This is a genomic window from Lysinibacillus sp. NPDC096212 (assembly GCF_044763105.1).
In the GTDB taxonomy this organism is placed as follows: domain Bacteria; phylum Bacillota; class Bacilli; order Bacillales_A; family Planococcaceae; genus Lysinibacillus.
The window spans coordinates 98,657-115,438 of record NZ_JBIWFQ010000020.1; the positions used below are offsets into that span (position 1 = coordinate 98,657).

The 16,782-nt window shown below is 38.5% G+C and carries 13 protein-coding genes; 3 read left to right on the top strand and 10 right to left on the bottom strand.

All coding sequences use genetic code 11. The features are described from left to right. Positions 1–217: 217 nt before the first annotated feature. The 5 genes from ACIQ7T_RS18570 to ACIQ7T_RS18590 all read right to left on the bottom strand — a co-directional run bounded on the left by ACIQ7T_RS18570 (position 218) and on the right by ACIQ7T_RS18590 (position 10,371). A complete protein-coding gene (locus tag ACIQ7T_RS18570; protein ID WP_370076871.1) occupies positions 218–1,303 on the bottom strand; it encodes an SDR family oxidoreductase in 1,086 nt (361 codons plus the stop codon). Positions 1,304–1,321: 18 nt separating this feature from the next. Next, entirely contained in the window at positions 1,322–4,372 is a 3,051-nt protein-coding gene (locus ACIQ7T_RS18575; RefSeq protein WP_402872364.1) for an efflux RND transporter permease subunit, read from the bottom strand. An 866-nt stretch (positions 4,373–5,238) separates the two neighbouring features. Continuing rightward, positions 5,239–6,816, bottom strand: a complete 1,578-nt coding sequence (locus ACIQ7T_RS18580) for a peptide chain release factor 3 (RefSeq protein ID WP_370076867.1) — start codon at positions 6,814–6,816, stop codon at positions 5,239–5,241. Positions 6,817–7,067: 251 nt separating this feature from the next. After that, positions 7,068–8,534 carry a UDP-N-acetylmuramoyl-L-alanyl-D-glutamate--2,6-diaminopimelate ligase gene (locus tag ACIQ7T_RS18585; protein ID WP_402872367.1) on the bottom strand — a complete coding sequence of 489 codons (1,467 nt, stop codon included), beginning with the start codon at positions 8,532–8,534 and terminating at the stop codon, positions 7,068–7,070. A 448-nt stretch (positions 8,535–8,982) separates the two neighbouring features. Next, the gene (locus tag ACIQ7T_RS18590) at positions 8,983–10,371 is read right to left on the bottom strand and encodes an aldehyde dehydrogenase (protein WP_370076863.1); all 1,389 of its coding nucleotides are present in this window, start codon (positions 10,369–10,371) and stop codon (positions 8,983–8,985) included. A 190-nt stretch (positions 10,372–10,561) separates the two neighbouring features. Here ACIQ7T_RS18590 and ACIQ7T_RS18595 point away from each other — a divergent pair, with 190 nt between their 5' ends. Then, positions 10,562–10,717 (top strand): hypothetical protein, encoded by a 156-nt coding sequence (locus ACIQ7T_RS18595; RefSeq protein ID WP_370076861.1) that lies wholly within the window; start codon positions 10,562–10,564, stop codon positions 10,715–10,717. A 244-nt stretch (positions 10,718–10,961) separates the two neighbouring features. On the opposite strand, the gene ssuE is transcribed toward ACIQ7T_RS18595, so the two are convergent. From ssuE to ACIQ7T_RS18610, 3 genes are read right to left on the bottom strand one after another with little or no spacing between them, the layout of a single operon-like run. Further along, positions 10,962–11,492, bottom strand: a complete 531-nt coding sequence (ssuE, locus tag ACIQ7T_RS18600) for an NADPH-dependent FMN reductase (protein ID WP_370076859.1) — start codon at positions 11,490–11,492, stop codon at positions 10,962–10,964. 34 nt (positions 11,493–11,526) lie between these two features. After that, complete coding sequence (locus ACIQ7T_RS18605) at positions 11,527–12,486, bottom strand: ATP-grasp domain-containing protein (protein ID WP_370076857.1); 960 nt, start codon at positions 12,484–12,486, stop codon at positions 11,527–11,529. A gap of 11 nt (positions 12,487–12,497) precedes the next feature. After that, positions 12,498–13,544: an LLM class flavin-dependent oxidoreductase gene (locus ACIQ7T_RS18610; protein ID WP_370076855.1), complete on the bottom strand. Its 1,047-nt coding sequence runs from the start codon at positions 13,542–13,544 to the stop codon at positions 12,498–12,500. 425 nt (positions 13,545–13,969) lie between these two features. On the opposite strand from ACIQ7T_RS18610, the gene ACIQ7T_RS18615 reads away from it, so the two are divergent. Continuing rightward, positions 13,970–14,245, top strand: a complete 276-nt coding sequence (locus ACIQ7T_RS18615; RefSeq protein WP_370076853.1) for a hypothetical protein — start codon at positions 13,970–13,972, stop codon at positions 14,243–14,245. A gap of 80 nt (positions 14,246–14,325) precedes the next feature. On the opposite strand, the gene lpdA is transcribed toward ACIQ7T_RS18615, so the two are convergent. Further along, a complete protein-coding gene (lpdA, locus tag ACIQ7T_RS18620; RefSeq protein ID WP_370076851.1) occupies positions 14,326–15,663 on the bottom strand; it encodes a dihydrolipoyl dehydrogenase in 1,338 nt (445 codons plus the stop codon). Positions 15,664–15,779: 116 nt separating this feature from the next. Between lpdA and ACIQ7T_RS18625 the strand changes: the two genes are divergently transcribed. Beyond that, a complete protein-coding gene (locus ACIQ7T_RS18625) occupies positions 15,780–16,331 on the top strand; it encodes a hypothetical protein (RefSeq protein WP_370076849.1) in 552 nt (183 codons plus the stop codon). A 64-nt stretch (positions 16,332–16,395) separates the two neighbouring features. Here ACIQ7T_RS18625 and ACIQ7T_RS18630 read toward each other — a convergent pair. Continuing rightward, on the bottom strand, positions 16,396–16,782 hold a 387-nt coding region (locus ACIQ7T_RS18630; protein ID WP_402872372.1), incomplete at its 5' end, for a hypothetical protein.

The window sequence follows — 16,782 nt, forward strand, 5'->3', positions numbered from 1 at the left end:
CACGATGTCGGTCATTTCGGTAATGCCACAGGACGTGGCGTTTTTACCGATGCAGGTCAGTTAGCCGTTATCGCATGGATACGATGATTTTAGGCTAACATCCTTTATGAACTCCTTTCCGATTCCGTGACATCCGCCGGAGGCTTCAACTTGTTTGTTAGCTAGATGGGACTGAATGTAAACATCGATTTTTATCACCGTACCACTAATTGAAGCTTCACTTTATTTGAATTTGATAGCGTTTATCTTCTTTATGCGCTAAATAAAAATCAATCATTCTAGGCATAGTCTGTATAAAATCGGGACATGCAATACTACCCTTTTTCAAAATAGTAACTGCTTCGGATGTATCGAATTTAGCATTCCAAGCTAAGTAGTCTAGAGTTTCTTGCTCAACGCCTAGATATTTTCGAATAAGTGGTATTTGTAAAGATGTTCTTGCTAGTATTAACGGTAATCGCCCTTTAGGATAATGATTAGTTAATAATTTTACCATCGTACGATACACTTCCTGCACAGGATGAGGATTTGGGTCCGTTAGATGCAAAGTTTTCCCTTCAGCACATTTTTCATCAACGAGATAAGTCGAAGCGTTTATAATATAATCCACTGGTACCACATTTATTGTTGATGTTGATTGACCAATATACGGGATAAAAGGGAGGTATTTTAATTTATCTACCATATTTAAAAAGAAATAAGGCCCATCGAATTTAATCGTTTCTCCTGTTTCAGAATGTCCACGTACTATGCCAGGTCGAATAATTGTCAGTGGTATTTCTGATTTCAAATCTTCTACTCGATGCTCAGCTTCATATTTTGTTTCCTCATAATAATTCTTAAATGTAGGCGGGCGAATTAGTTCACTTTCACGTAAAATACCTTTACGTGTTCCTGCTACATACGCTGTACTAAAATACATATAGCGTCTTAAGTTCGGAAGTGTGCGAACAAAATCATTGACCATCGTCGTACCATGCACATTTACTTTCCATGCAATATCGCGTGGTACCGCTAAATCATAAAGTGCAGCTAGATGCCAGAGCACCTCAATTTGAGGTACAATTTCCTGTACGGCTTGGTTTTCTAGACCGAGATTCGGTAATGTAATATCACCCTCTACAATATGAATAGAACAATTAGGAAACTCTGCAAGTATATTTTCTCTTTCTACATTGGCCTTTACTAATTCCCCCGCTAAAACAATTGCGATTACTTCCTGTGATTGTTTTTTTCGAAATAACTCTCGTATTAATTGACTTGAAATAAAACCCGGAAAACCTGTAAAAAAATGAACCCCCATCTCTCATCCCCCCTGAGCTTACCGTTTCCTAGTTTCTTTATCCATTAGGCTATAAATAATCGGTACAATATATAATGTCAATAAAGTTGATGTCACAAGTCCTCCGATTACTACAATCCCCATCGGTTGATTCATTTCTGTTCCTTCACCAATACCAAGAGCAAGTGGTAGCAATCCTAAGATTGTTGTTAGTGCAGTCATTAAAATGGGGCGAAGTCGATCTTGTGTAGCCAGTAAAATCGCATCATACGTCGCCATTCCCCTAGCTTTTTGTTGATTAATGTAATCGACAAGTACAATCCCGTTATTCACGACAATTCCAACTAGTACTAAGATGCCTATAACAGATGTCACACCAACTAGCGTGTTCGTAGCAAACATTGCAATGGCAACGCCAATAATCATTAATGGTACTGTAAACATGATAACGAATGGGTATTTGAATGATTCAAATTGAGCTGCCATTACGATATATACAAGGACTATTGCTAATGCCACGGCTAAAAGCATATCATTAATCGCACTATCGTAAAGCTCACGATCTCCACTAAAGACAACTTGAGTTTCAGTTGGTAAATCCGCTTTTTCTAATACTTTGTCCACTTTTGCTGAGATGCCCCCGAGCGATTCCTTCGTTTCATACTCGACAAAAAATGCAACCGCAGCCGCCTGATCAGAGCGTCTTATCGATACTGGTCCTTCCTGTACAGAAACTGTCGCAATGTCCTCTAGCTTTACAAACAAACCTGCAGGTGAACGAAGCTGCATCGATTTTAATGACTCGATACTATCATTAAACACTTGTCCAAAGCCTGTATAAACAGGCAATACAGCACCATCCTCTGCCATAATTTGCGTAGTTAGCTGCCCCTTCGTCATTTGATTGACCGTTTGAGCAATTTGCGCAGGTACAAATCCGTAGTCTTTCGCCTTTTCTCGGTCTACTTCGACTTGAATTTCTTTTACAGTAATATCTAAATCCGTAGATACTTTTGTGATGGCTTTTACCTTTAATAGCTCCTGCTGTACTTTATCAACAGAGCTTTGAAGTCTTTGCTCATCAGAGTCTGTTAACCTAAACGTTAATGTATTTGGTGACGATCCTGTTGTTGTTGAGACATTAAAGTTGATTTCAACTTGCTTACCTAGCTCTTTATGCAAATCTCGCTCAATTTCTTCTACAAATTCAAAAATCGAACGATCCCTATCTGCTAGAGGGACAAGCTTTACATATAGTTCTGCTTGGTTTGCACTTGTTTGTCCCCGTGCTTGTGCCTGTTGCGTACCACCGATTAAGCTAACATATACGTCAACATCTTTCTCCTGTTTTAAGCGTTCTTCTATTTTCGCTACAACTTTTTCTGTTTCTGATACTGCTACCCCTTTTTCAAGGTTTACGCTAATGGATGCAAATCCTTCGTCAGTTGGCGGTAAAAACTCTGTGCCCATTTTCATAAGCCCAAACAATGCAAGTCCAAAACAGACAACTGCTGAGATTAGTACAAGCATACGGTGACGCAATACCCAAATAATTGATGTTTTGTAGCGCTTATAAAAGGATGACTCATTACGTTTTTCATAAATATTCGTTGATTTCATTTTTAAAAGACGACTTGCAAGCATTGGGACAACTGTTAACGCAACGACTAACGAAGCAATTAAGCTAAAGGAAATAGTTAATGCAAATTCTGTGAAAATTTGTCCTATCAACCCTTCAATAAACATTACAGGAATGAATACTGCAATAGTTGTGAGAGTAGAAGCAGTAATCGCAAGTGCCACTTCCTTTGTCCCTTCTTTAGCTGCTGTTATCGGATCCTTGCCAAGTCCTAAATGTCGTTCAATGTTTTCAATAACAACGATAGCATTGTCAACCAACATACCGATGCCAAGTGCTAACGCCCCTAATGTCATAATATTGAGCGAGAAATTGGCAAAAAACATTAAAACAAATGTAACAATCACTGAATATGGTATCGCAATGCCAATGATAATAGGGCTTTTCACACTACGTAGAAAGACGAATAATACGAACATTGCGAATAATCCACCTAGAAGTAAAGAGGATCCGATATTACCAATCGCTAAATTCACGTAGTTCCCTTGGTCCACTAGCACGTCTGCAACGATTCCTTGATATTGCTTCTTTGTTAATAATTCATTTAAAGCTTCTTTAAAAGCTTTTGATACCTCTGCCGTATTAGCACCCGATTCCTGTAATACAGACATTAATACCGCAGGATGCTCATTTGCTCGTGTAGTAGTTACGGATTTTTGCTCCACACGTTCAACAGCCGCTACTTCTCCTACTGTTAATGCTTTACCATCTAGTGGATTTACTGAAATGATTAAATCAGCAATGCTTTCTGGCGAATTTATAGTGCTTAAAATACGTGTCGTTAACATCTTCCCGTCTGCTGTTAACACCGGTTCACCCGGAAGAGAAACATTGTTCGATTGAATAATTTGAATAATATCTGCTTGGGTTAATCCTTTTTCAACTAGCTTCGATTCATCCAAAGTTATTTGAACTTCTTCTACTAGCTTACCGGAAATGTTGACACTTGCGACACCTGCTGTTCGACGAAGTTCTTTTTCCAAAGCTTCCGCCAGTAAACGCACATCTACATTGTCATTTTCCGTCCGTAGTGAAAGTTGAATTATAGGAAATTGTGATGGATCAAATTTTAAAAAGTTAGGTTTCTCAGCATCACTCGGTAAAGGGGTCATATCGATGCGTTGTAAAATATCGAGCTGAGCATCATCAATATTGGTTGACCAATCAAACTCGAGAATAATTAAATTGGATCCTTCTTGAGAGGTAGACTGTAGTTTTTTTATCCCTGGTAAGGTGGCGAGTGTTGTTTCTAACGGCTTCGTTATTTTCTCATTAATCTCTGTTGGACTTGCACCAGGATAATTGGTAACAACGATGCCTATTGGTGGACGTAATTCTGGAATAAGCGTAATAGGTATTTTTAATAATGAAACGCCACCTAATATAATGACTAACAACATCGTAACAATTGTAAAAACAGGCCTTTTAATAGAAAAATTACTAATGTTCATTATTACAAGCTCCTTTTAATCTCTTCCTTTCTATAATACCCGAAAAGCAGATGAATTTAGAAACTTCCCCATTTTTTATAGGTTTAAAATATAACTCACCGCCAAAATTAGGAGATGCAATTTGTTAAAGCATATGCCATATGTAAGTTGATTGGAGTGGAGACTGGGCGACTCCTTGGGGATTAGCGTCACAGATGAGACCCTGGAGCGAGCAAAGCGAGTGAAGCGGCTCATCGGACGCCCCCAGGAAAGCGCCCAGTCGGAACGGAAATCAACCCACGTTATGCTGATGAGGCTTATATTTCCTAATAATGTATATATTCTACATATAGCTCCAATTTTCCTTGTAAAAAAACACGATTCGCAACATGTCGATTCGTGTTTTTTCATGTAATTAAGGTGTCTTATAAAAAAGTATGCCCCTTTGGCAAAACGAAGCAGTGGCAATAACAGATAATACAATTGGCTTAACTGTTATAAGTCCATTCTGATGAGTAACCACTGCGTTCACTTTTGCATTGCATAAATTTTATAAAAGTTCTACGCTATTGCTGATTGTAGTGGAAGGCTACTCGACTCCCGTGGGAAAGCGAGACAGGCGAGACCCTGAGGCCAACACGATGTTGGTCACGAAGGCGTTGTCACAGGACGTGACGCACTTAGCCTTCGTTCCTTTAGCGGAGGAAGCGGCTCGACGCTCGCCCACAGGAAGCTCTACTCTGTGCGAAAGCGAAGCGTCAGCAACAAATGTTTTATCTGTGCGAAAGCGAAGCGTCAGCAACAAATGTTTTATCTGTGCGAAAGCGAAGCGTCAGCAACAAAGCGAGTAGCCTGGAACGGAAATCATCCCGACAATTTTGTTTAAATTATAAAAGGCTATACAGTTTAATGTTTTCGTTTTTATCAGCAAACCAACGCATAGCAAATTCATTTTCAAATAAGAAAACAAAATTATCAAAACGGTCTTTTACAAGCATTGAACGACCTGAAGACATTGATTCTTTAACATCCTCTTCGTTTTCAATCCATCTTGCAATTTTCGAACCAATTGGCTCCATTCTCACTTCAACATTATATTCATTTTTCATACGATGCTCAAAAACTTCAAATTGTAATTGACCAACTGCTCCAAGAATAACTTCTTCTGTATGCAACGTTTTATAATATTGAATAGCGCCTTCTTGCACTAATTGTAAAATCCCTTTATGGAATTGCTTAGATTTCATAACATTTTTCGCAGTAACACGAACAAATAACTCCGGAGTGAACTGTGGCAGTTTTTCAAATTGGAATGTCTTTTTACCACCTACAACTGTGTCACCAATCTGATAAGTGCCTGTGTCATATAAACCGATAATATCACCAGCAACTGCCTCATCAACTGTTTCACGGTCGTCAGCAAGGAATTGTGTAGATTGTGTCACTTTGAATGATTTACCTGTACGAGATAAAGTCATGTTCATGCCTCGTTCAAATTTACCTGATACGATACGCACAAAGGCAATACGGTCTCGGTGTGCAGGGTTCATATTCGCTTGAATTTTGAAAATGAAGCCTGAAAACTCCTCATGCTCAACAGGATCAATAAATAGTTCATTCTCAGTAATGCGAGGCTGTGGTGTCGGTGCAAATTGTAAATATGTTTCAAGGAATGTTTGTACACCGAAATTTGTTAGAGCAGAACCAAAGAACACAGGTGTTAATTCACCACGACGAATTTTTTCTTCAGAATACTCATTACCCGCTTCGTCAAGCAACATGATGTCATCCATTGCTTGTGAATAATAAGAAGTCACCTTCATAGGATGCTCGATTGCAAGTTCCCCATTATCATCAATTGGTAAGAAACGTTCTTCTTCCTCAGTACGGAATTGCTCGATACGTTTATTATAACGATCATAAATACCTAGAAACTCTTTACCCATACCAATTGGCCAGTTCATTGGGTAAGCGTTAATGCCAAGTACTTCCTCAAGCTCTTCAATCAGCTCAAGTGGCTCTTTCCCTTGACGGTCTAATTTATTGATAAAAGTAAAAATCGGAATACCACGCATTTTACAAACTTTGAATAGCTTTAAAGTTTGTGCTTCAATACCTTTAGCAGCATCTACGACCATGACAGCACTATCCACCGCCATTAATGTACGATACGTATCCTCCGAGAAATCTTGGTGACCTGGAGTATCTAAAATATTGACACGTGAGCCGTTATAATCGAATTGCATAACTGAAGAAGTTACAGAAATCCCACGTTGTTTTTCAATTTCCATCCAGTCAGATGTTGCAAACTTACCTGTTTTCTTTCCTTTTACTGTACCGGCATCACGAATCGCACCACCAAATAGTAAAAGCTTTTCTGTAATCGTCGTTTTCCCAGCATCAGGGTGACTGATAATGGCAAAAGTTCGACGTGATAATATATCTTTTTCTAAATTTGAATTCATCTCGTCATTCTCCTTTTTTCATACTTAATAATAATAAAAGAATACTTGCCTTTCTTACAACCTTTTTACATGAATTCCCCAAAAAAGAGGTCTATAGAGGAGGAGACTTCTGTAAGGTGTAAAAACTCAAAAAGAAAACCCCTTAGTACTAACTAAAGGGGTTCTCTAAGTAAGGTGAACTTATCGCATTATTACATGCATTGCGTTCACAAAATCAAGTCCGCTCTAACTTCTTTATTGGAGTTCATATATTATACAAATTTTAAGTGGCCAGCTTCTATTGCAATATCTGCATCACTATGCGGATATTTAGTATTCTCAATAATTTGATAATCTTCATGGCCTTTACCAGCAAAAATAATCATATCCCCTGGTTCAGCAACCTCAATCGCATGACGCACCGCATCAGCACGGTCTCCTATACATGCATAATTTTCATGAAGCATCCCTTTGGCAAGATCACCTGTAATACTATCATAGTCCTCATAGCGTGGGTCATCTGTCGTTAAAATAACGTAATCAGCGGCTGATGCCTTTTCTGCCATCGCTGGACGTTTCGATTTATCACGATTGCCCCCTGTGCCAACTAGGAAAATAAGCTTGCCTGTTTTATACGGTTGGGCTGAAGAAATCGCCTTTTCAATTGCATCAGGTGTATGTGCATAATCAACAAAAATCTGCACAGGTAAATCTGAACAAACTTTCTCCATGCGGCCCTTCACTGGTGGTAATTGCTCAATTTGCTCAATGATTGTTTCCATTGAATAACCACGACCATAAAAAGCAACCATAGCTGCAAGCACATTATATATATTAAATTCCCCGAGCAAATGCATTTTTACATGGTATATTCCCTCTGGCATTTCAACGTCAAAAGATGTCATGAAATCATGATACTCACAGTTAATAGCTCGGAAATCAGCTGTTTCATTTTTTAAACCATATGTCCATACTGGAAATGGTGTCATCGCTGCATAGCGCTCTGACCAAGCATCATCAGCATTTAACACTACAAATTTATTCTTTTCTAAGTCTTGTCCAAGTTGAGAGAACATTAAGCCCTTCGCATGGCCATATTCCTCCATCGTACCATGGAAATCAAGATGATCATGTGTAAGATTTGTAAAAATAGCTACATCATATTCTACGCCAGCTAGACGTCCAAGTGCTAAACCGTGTGAAGATACCTCCATAGTCATTAATCGGCAGCCTTCCATTTTTGCACGGAATATCATTTGTTGAGTCGATAATGCATCGCTCGTAGTATTTGCAGATTCATATAAAATGCCATTTAGATTAAAGCCGATTGTTCCTGATAGTGCAGACTTCTCGCCCATTCCATGCATTATATTTTGAATAATACCCGTTACTGATGTTTTGCCATTTGTCCCTGTTACGCCAATCATTGCCATATCTTTCGACGGATAGTCAAAAAACTTTGCAGCTAACAGGCCAACTGCACGATCCGTATCTTTCACGATGACCTGTGCAATATTTTCTCCTAAAGGTAATTTTCGTTCTGTTACAACAATTGTTGCGCCACCTTCGACAGCTTTCTGTGCATAGTCATGACCATCTACTGTAAAACCTTTTATACAAACAAACATACTATTTGGTTGCACACTTCGCGAATCAATTACAATATCACTTACTTGGTCTGGTAGCACTCCAATTATTTTTTTCAAAGGTAATGCATTCAACAATTCCTCTGCATACATTTCATAGTCCTCCAATCAATCTCTACATTCATTTCATCATTTGTTGTCTATTCGACAAAAAATGACAAGATGAATACCCCCACATTCTAATGAATTTATTTTACTACTTATTCGCCCATAAATAAAATGCCTGTAAGAACGTTTTTTAAATGAAAACGCTATCATTTTAATATATCTTTAATATTTCACCGATATTTACCTAACATATCAAAAAACGGCATTTATCGACAACCGAAATGCGGAATATACGAGCTGATCAATTATGCTTCGGCAAAATTGTTGCTGTCGCTTCGCTTTCGCACAGTAAACATTTGTTGCTGTCGCACAGATAAATTGCCATAGGTTGTGGCGTTCTTAGACTGAGTTGCTCTATTTCAGTGGGTGACCAACATTCGCTGAAAGAAGTTAAAAAAGGAGGTGTCAGTTTAGTGTCCGACACCGCCTTTTACTATTTCATGATAGTTCGCACAAGCTTAACTTTTTGTTTATATGGGGGAAAGAGAACATTCGTCTCTAACTTCGATGATTTTTTTAAGATAGATTTTGAATGAGTAAAGTTTTCAAAGCTTGCCTTCCCGTGATATGCTTTTACCCCTGATGGTCCGACACCGCCAAATGGCAAATGTAAATTTCCTACATGTGTAATCGTATCATTAATACATCCGCCACCAAATGGTAATTCCTCTAAAAAGTACTGGGTAGCCTTTTCATGCTCTGAGAAAAAATAAGCCGCTAAAGGTTTTGGTAACTGACGAATCTGGTGAATGGCCAGCGGTAGATCATCATACATCATCACGGGTAAAATCGGACCAAATAGTTCATCCTGCATCGAAGGACTTGACCATTTCACATATCCAATAATTGTAGGCTCAATATACAAATCATCACGATCTGTTCTACCGCCAAATGTAATTGCATCGCGTTCTTCCATGATAATTTGCTGTAAGCGATCAAATTGTCTTAGATTCACAATACGGCCGTAGTCAGGGCTTTTTAATGCATTTTTACCATAGAAGGAACGAATCGTTGCTTTCAATATCTTCATAAATCGCTCATAGACATCTTTATGGACAAGGACATAATCTGGTGCCACACAGGTTTGACCAGTATTTGTAAATTTACCCCAAGCGATTCTTTTCGCTGCTACTTCTAAATTGGCTGTTTGATCAACAATTGCGGGACTTTTCCCACCAAGTTCTAGGGCAATTGGTGTTAAGCGTTCCGCCGCTGCCTTTGCAACAACCTTTCCGACTGCCACACTCCCTGTAAAAAATATATAGTCAAAGGATGCATGAATAAGTGCCGTCACTTCTTCTTTTTCTCCCTCTACAACCCGAACATAAGAAGGGTTAAACGTTTCTTCAATTATTTTTTTAACGATTCCTGCAGTATGCACAGATGTTTCTGATGGTTTTACTATAGCCGTATTACCACCAACAATTGCTCCAATTAATGGCTCCATTACTAGCTGGAATGGATAATTGAATGGACCAATGATTAATGTTACTCCATATGGCTCTCTTACAATAAAGCTTTTTCCCATCTGGTATTGTATCGGTGTTTTTACAGCTTCAGGTTTCATCCATTCTTCAATATGCTTGACCATATAAGAAATACTATCTAAAACAATGCCGACTTCTGTTGCATATGCCTCAAACTCACTCTTACGTAAATCTAAATATAGAGCATTCAAAATTTCTTTTTCATATTTTAAAATCGTTTTCTTCAGATTTATTAATTGCTCTTTTCGAAATTTTGTACTCTTCGTCGCTCGTGAAAAATAAAATTGACGCTGTTCTGTAATCATATTTTCTACATCTTGTGTCGTAAAATTCATAATAAAAGCACCCCTTTTTTTAAAATGGCATACATAGTTTTTTCATTTCGAAACAAACTATCTTTGTCTATACGATACAACATTAATAACCAAAATTCCTCTTTCTTGAATGGATGGAATGTGTAGATGATTTATGATTTCGAGTAATTTACAACTACATATCGGAAAATTGAAATGGGGGCGTAGATGAATGACAACAACAACAGGAACTTGGTGGGAGTCTATTTTTTCTGGACCATTAGCACACGGTATTTGTGAAGAAAAAATATTGCTATTGCAAGATGAGGCTTTCTTATATCTCTCTACAACACCGGATGAGAAAAAAGAAGAACCTGAAGTTAATTAAAAAATAGCGCGTTATAGGAGGTCATTTCCTATAATGCGCTATTTTTTGAACTTCACGGCTCAGCCCCAAAGATTGGGATGACATTATTAAAACTCATCTGACGCCCCAGGAAGCTTTGCTCTGTGCGAAAGCGTAGCGTCAGCAACAAATGTTTTATCTGTGCGAAAGCGTAGCGTCAGCAACAACAAAGCGCCTAGTCGGAACGGAAATCAACCACACGTTATATTACTGAGCTTCTTCATGCTTAAATGGATACAATTTGCTGAAATTGTTTTAATTCTACCTCAAGACGGTTAATAGCTCCTTCCTCGATAGCAAAGCTTCCATCTTCTAATCGAATAATTTGTTTATCAACAATATAAACAGAATGTGCAATAGTTGTAGCTCCTAATACAGCTAAAACTGGTTTTAATGCATATTCTAATGCAAGTAAATGTCCAATAGAGCCACCTACAGCAATTGGTAAAATGGTCTTTCCAAGCAATGCTTTTTGCGGCAGCAAATCTAAATAAGTTTTCAATATTCCTGTATATGAAGCTTTATAAATTGGCGTCAAAAGTACGATAATATCTGCCTCTTCAACTTGTTTATTTTCTGAAACGATGGCCTCACTTGCAAAATTAGCCTTAATTAAGTCCTCAGCTGGCAATTCATGTACATAATTTGTGTGTACCGCTATTCCCTGTGCTTTTAAGTAATTTTCCACCTTTTCATGAATCGCCGTTACCCGTGAATTTCTCGAATTCGTGCCATTAATAATAACTGCTTTTGTCATATTAGCCACTCCTTATTAACAAAGTTAAATGTCCTTACACCAAATGCAATGTCTTTTCATATTGACGTAATGTAGCGCCTAAGTAATTAGCAACAGCCAACATGCCATATTTCCCTACGGCTTTTTCGGCTTCTGCATTGTAGTTCGTGTTAGTATTCACGTCATATGTGAAAATATTACCTTCTTGATCGTTAATCGACTCAATCCCTGCGACACTTACCTTATTTTGCGCTAAAAATTCTTCATAACGCTCAATAAGCTCCTCTGAAAAACTGTCTATAATTTGAAATTTTGATTTATTAGTTGCCGTTTCACCTACTGGACAAAATTTATCCTCTATTTGACAGCTATCAGCAGGACAGAGTTCAAAGCCCTCAGATGTATCAACTCGAACAGCATATAAAAATTTGCCACCTACGAATTCACATCGCGTTATATAAGAAGCAGGTGATTTTATAAATTGCTGAACAAGCGTAATACCATCTATAGGTGACTCAAAAGTATCACTATTTGCATATGCTTCTAGTGCTTCAACTGAATGAAATAGTTGTACGCCAAGCCCCTTCCCCGCTCGATTATGCTTCGTAATAAACGGTGTTGTACCAATTGTTCTTGCTGCTTCTATTAGCTGCGATTTGCCAACTGTCGCTATCGTTTTAGGTGTTTGAATGCCTACAGCTTCAAGTGCAAAATATTGATTGACCTTACTTACTTCTAATCGTAAGGCTCGACTTCCATTAATAACAGGACGACCATGATACTCTAGCCATGCGAGCACTGCCTCCGTTAGTTCAGGTGCAAATACATGCCCCCGCGTATGTGATGAAGCACTCATACGACTATAAAAAATTCCTTGTGGTGGCTCTTTTGATAGGTCAATCAATCCCTCTGCCAAATGCCAAACCTCATATGGCAGGTTTTGTTCCTCTAAACGCTTTGTTAAATGAATTGTCCATTCATCATTTTCATGAAGAATATAAATTTTTGCAGTCATGTAGTCGCTCCTTACTGTATAATGGCTGATTTTCTTTTCACTAAAGGCATAACCTCTCTTGCAAAACGTTCCATTTCCTCTAGATGTGGGGAGAATTGAAGAAGTAAAAGATTTACGCCAACCGCTTCATAAGCTAAAATGCGCTCTGCCACTTGTCGAGGTGTACCAACTAAATTTGGTCGTAGCCCTCTGTTTGAAACTGAATAATCCTGTAGTGTAATTTGTTGTTCTAGCTTTGATTTACTTGTGAAGTCATTAAAGCCTGCATACCCTGCTGTATCCTGTACATTGGTAATTCGCGCTAGTTCGGCAAGTGCTTCTTCTTCTGAATCACGCACAATGACATATGCAGCCATCCCAAAAGTTTCGAACGGGCCTTTTCCAATTGCTTCTCGACGTGCAAGCATTTCCTTTATTTTGGCCCCGACTTCCTCTACTGTTCCTCCATGCATCACGTAAGCGTCACATGACTTTGCAATTGCCTCTTTACCGCGCTCACTTTCCCCACCTGCGTATAGTGTTGGATATGGTTTTCGGACTGGCTTGGGCGATAAATATGCATTTTCTATTTCGTAATATTTCCCATGATAGCTGAACGTTTCTTCTGTCCATAAACCTTTTAAAATATCAATGAATTCCTCTGTGCGATCATAACGCTCTCTATGCTCTGTAAAATAACCACCATATTGCTTTGCTTCTTCTTCCCACCAAGCTGAAACTACATTTAATGTAAAACGGCCATTAGCGATATGATCAATATTTGCAGCTACTTTTGCCATCACAGCTGGATTATGATAACCAGGCCGAACTGCAGCCAATATTTCAATCTTTTCAGTAACTGCTGCTAAAGCTGCTGCAGTAGACCACGCCTCAAGTGCGTCAGCATCAATACCTTTAATATCATTTAAATATAGCTCGGCAATAAGCGTCACATCAAAGCCAAGTTTTTCTCCTGTTTGAATAACCTGTTTTACATATTCAAATGTTGCAGGCATATTTTCATTTTCTACATTACGTAACCATCCTCCAAAAATCGGTAGCCAAAACCCTAATTTCATATTCCATCCTCCTCAAGTCCAATAGAAATTCACAACATAAAGATAAAAAAAGGCTTCTATGTTTACGGTCGGAGGAAATCCGTTACGTAAAATAGAAGCCTCTAGATGTCTAGTCAACTCATTTTTAAATACCAAGTATTCTTATAAACTTAATTTAACATAATAGCATACAAAGTCAATAGGTTTTTTATTTAATGGGTGTCAGAGGTAAATATTGGTGTTTGAAGCCCATGTGAATACTTATTATAATCAGTTAAGTATTCGAGAGGGTGTCAAAGTGAATATGGCAAATTACCACATACATTTATGGGTTAAACGCCATGTTGAACCTTCATCCTCTGTTAGTGGGTCGCTGAATCAATGAAATGAGAGAAACTCGCTTCTCCTCATTGTAAGGTTCTTTCAATAAGGAGAGATGTTATTGCATGAGTAAATTAATGCTGTTTGTATGCTCATTAGTTTTATTATTTTTTGCTGGAAACGCTTTTTATGTTGCTTTTAAAAAATACGAAGAAGATGACGATTTTTCTGGAGAGCTTGAAACATTCTTTTTAATTGATTTGGTATTAGCTGTTGTATTATTAATTTCCGAAAAATTCGCTCCCCAAAAGTATCATATTGTTATTTTTAAAACTCTCTCCCTTTTATTTGGACTAATAATATTAGGCTTAACAGTAATGTTATGGGGACTTTTCTCTTAATAAAGTAATTCAAACAAAAAAACTACATTCCATTAACGAGAAGGATAGCCTTCCGCTGAAGAATGTAGTTTTTGCGATCATTAATGGTGAATGGCTTTGTCAAAAATAGCTTTTGCAGCATCCCCAATATGCTCTGATACTGTAGGATGTGGGAAAATCATATTTGCAAGAGTGTGGGCAGTGCCGCCAGCGTTTTTAGTAGCTAAAATAACATTTAACATTTCTGTTGCCCCATCAGCAACAACACAAGCTCCTAAAATACGTCCTTCCTTTTCCGTCGCAATAAGCTTTATAAAGCCCACTGTATTTCCTTCCATTAATGCCTTAGGGTTTGTATGTAAAGGGATTTGAGTCACCGTATAAGGTTCGTTAACCTGCTCTTCTAGTAAACCAAAAGTTGCAATTTCAGGATGTGTATAAACACAACGAGGAATCGATGTTTGATCAATTAGTGCCGGTTTATTTCCCAAAATATGCTCCACAACATGAATTCCCTCTGCACTCGCTGAATGAGCTAGCTGGTACCCCCCAACTAAGTCACCTATAGCATAAATGTGTGACTGGCTTGTTTCAAAATGCTCATTGACAGCTATCAATCGATCATCGAACATTAGACCAAGTTGCTGGGCTATTTCTGTATTCGGGCGTCGACCCGTTGCAAACAGAAGATTTTCATATGTATAAATGCCTTTAGATGTATGAATTTCATTGTCATTAAAATGCTCAAATCGGAAATCTGTCACAAGCTCAATACCAAGCTTTTTCATCTTTTCACGAATAAGTGGTCGTGCATCTGGCTCTTCTGTCTGTAAAATATCTTCACTATGATTCAGCATCGTCACCTTTGTTCCAAGCGGTGCTAAACTAAATGCCATTTCTACTGCAATAACGCCTCCGCCAATAATTGTTAACTGCTTCGGCAGCTCTTTCATATCGAAAAAGGTATCCGTTGTATAATAGGAAGAAGTCTCTATACCTTTAAAAGGTGGTACAAATGGTTTACTTCCGGTTGCTAAAATGATATCCGTTGCTGTAAAGGTCTCACTACCAACTGTTACAGTTAAATCATTAAATACTGCCGCTTCTCCCCGATAAAAGGTAATTTGATTGCTCAAAATATAGCCCTCAATATTCGTTAAAAGCTCGTCAATAATAGCATCCTTACGTTTCATCAATCGTGGAAAATTCACATTTACTGTAGGAGTTTCAATACCCCAGTCATTACCACGTTGTATTTCTTGAATGAGCTTACTATGCTCCAACAATATTTTCGAAGGAATACAGCCAACATTATAGCAGGCTCCTCCTACTTTATCGCGCTCTACTAAAGCGACCTTCTTGCCACTTTTCGCTGCATGAATGGCTGCTACATAGCCCCCAGGACCTGCACCAATAATTGCAATATCAAATTTTTCCACAAAATTCACCTCATTTACCACCATAGCATTTACAAAATTTGAATGCAATGTCATAAATGTTACAGGAAATTTAGTAACATTTTGTCTACCCCAACGTCCACTACCGTAAAGGAGGATTGTATGCAAAAAAAATTTTACTGTTAATCTCTATGCTACTCCTAGTTGCCGCCTGTCAGAAAAAAGAAGCATTAAAGCCCCCACCAAGTAAGAACTATTCACAAACGGCTACTTCACAACAGGAAGACTTTCTTTATGAACTCTCTATTTCCAAACCCACCTTTACAGAGGGGGAATCCATAAAAATAACGGCTAAACTCACATATGTAGGGCAGGCACAAAACGTAACTATTTACCATGGAGGCTCCCCATTTCTATTTAATTTGCAAGAAACGACACGGAATTTTGAAATACCTAGTGTAATGGATACTCCACTAATTACACGTATTCTTGAACGAAATGTGCCCTACGAAGAGGTCTACACGAGCGGAGGCGTGTACGACGAATTTTCAGAACCTAAACTCGTTGAATTTATGAAACAAACAATGAAAGGTCATTTTCCAAAAGGACATTATATCGTAAAAGGGAGCAATGACTTTTACACAGAAGACCCGAATGAACAAAAAACGGAGTACAAACCATCAGCAACAATTGAATTTAACGTACAATAGGCAAAAAAATACTCTCATTATTCTTAATAGAACAATGAGAGATTTTTAATTGTAAGTATTTTCATCACGGTATTCCATGTGCTTCCGCGGATATTCGCTCTGCTTCCGCGGGTATTTCCTCTGCTTCCGCGAGTATTCTCTCTGCTTCCGCGAGTATTCGCTCCGCTTCCGCAAGTATTCGCTCCGCTTCCGCGAGTATTCTCTCTGCTTCCGCAAGTATTCTCTCGGCACGCGGGGATTCGCTCTGCTCCAGGGGATTCGCTCGGCTTCCGCGAGTATTCGCTCCACTTCCGCAAGTATTCTCTCTGCTTCCGCAAGTATTCTCTCTGCTTCCGGGGATTCGCTCGGCTTTCGCGGATTGAGTCCGTATAATTGTGTAAAAAGAAAAGGGGTCATTTTCTTTCCTCTTGGTTACAATGTTTTCAACCACAAAAATAAAGTAAGGAGAGGA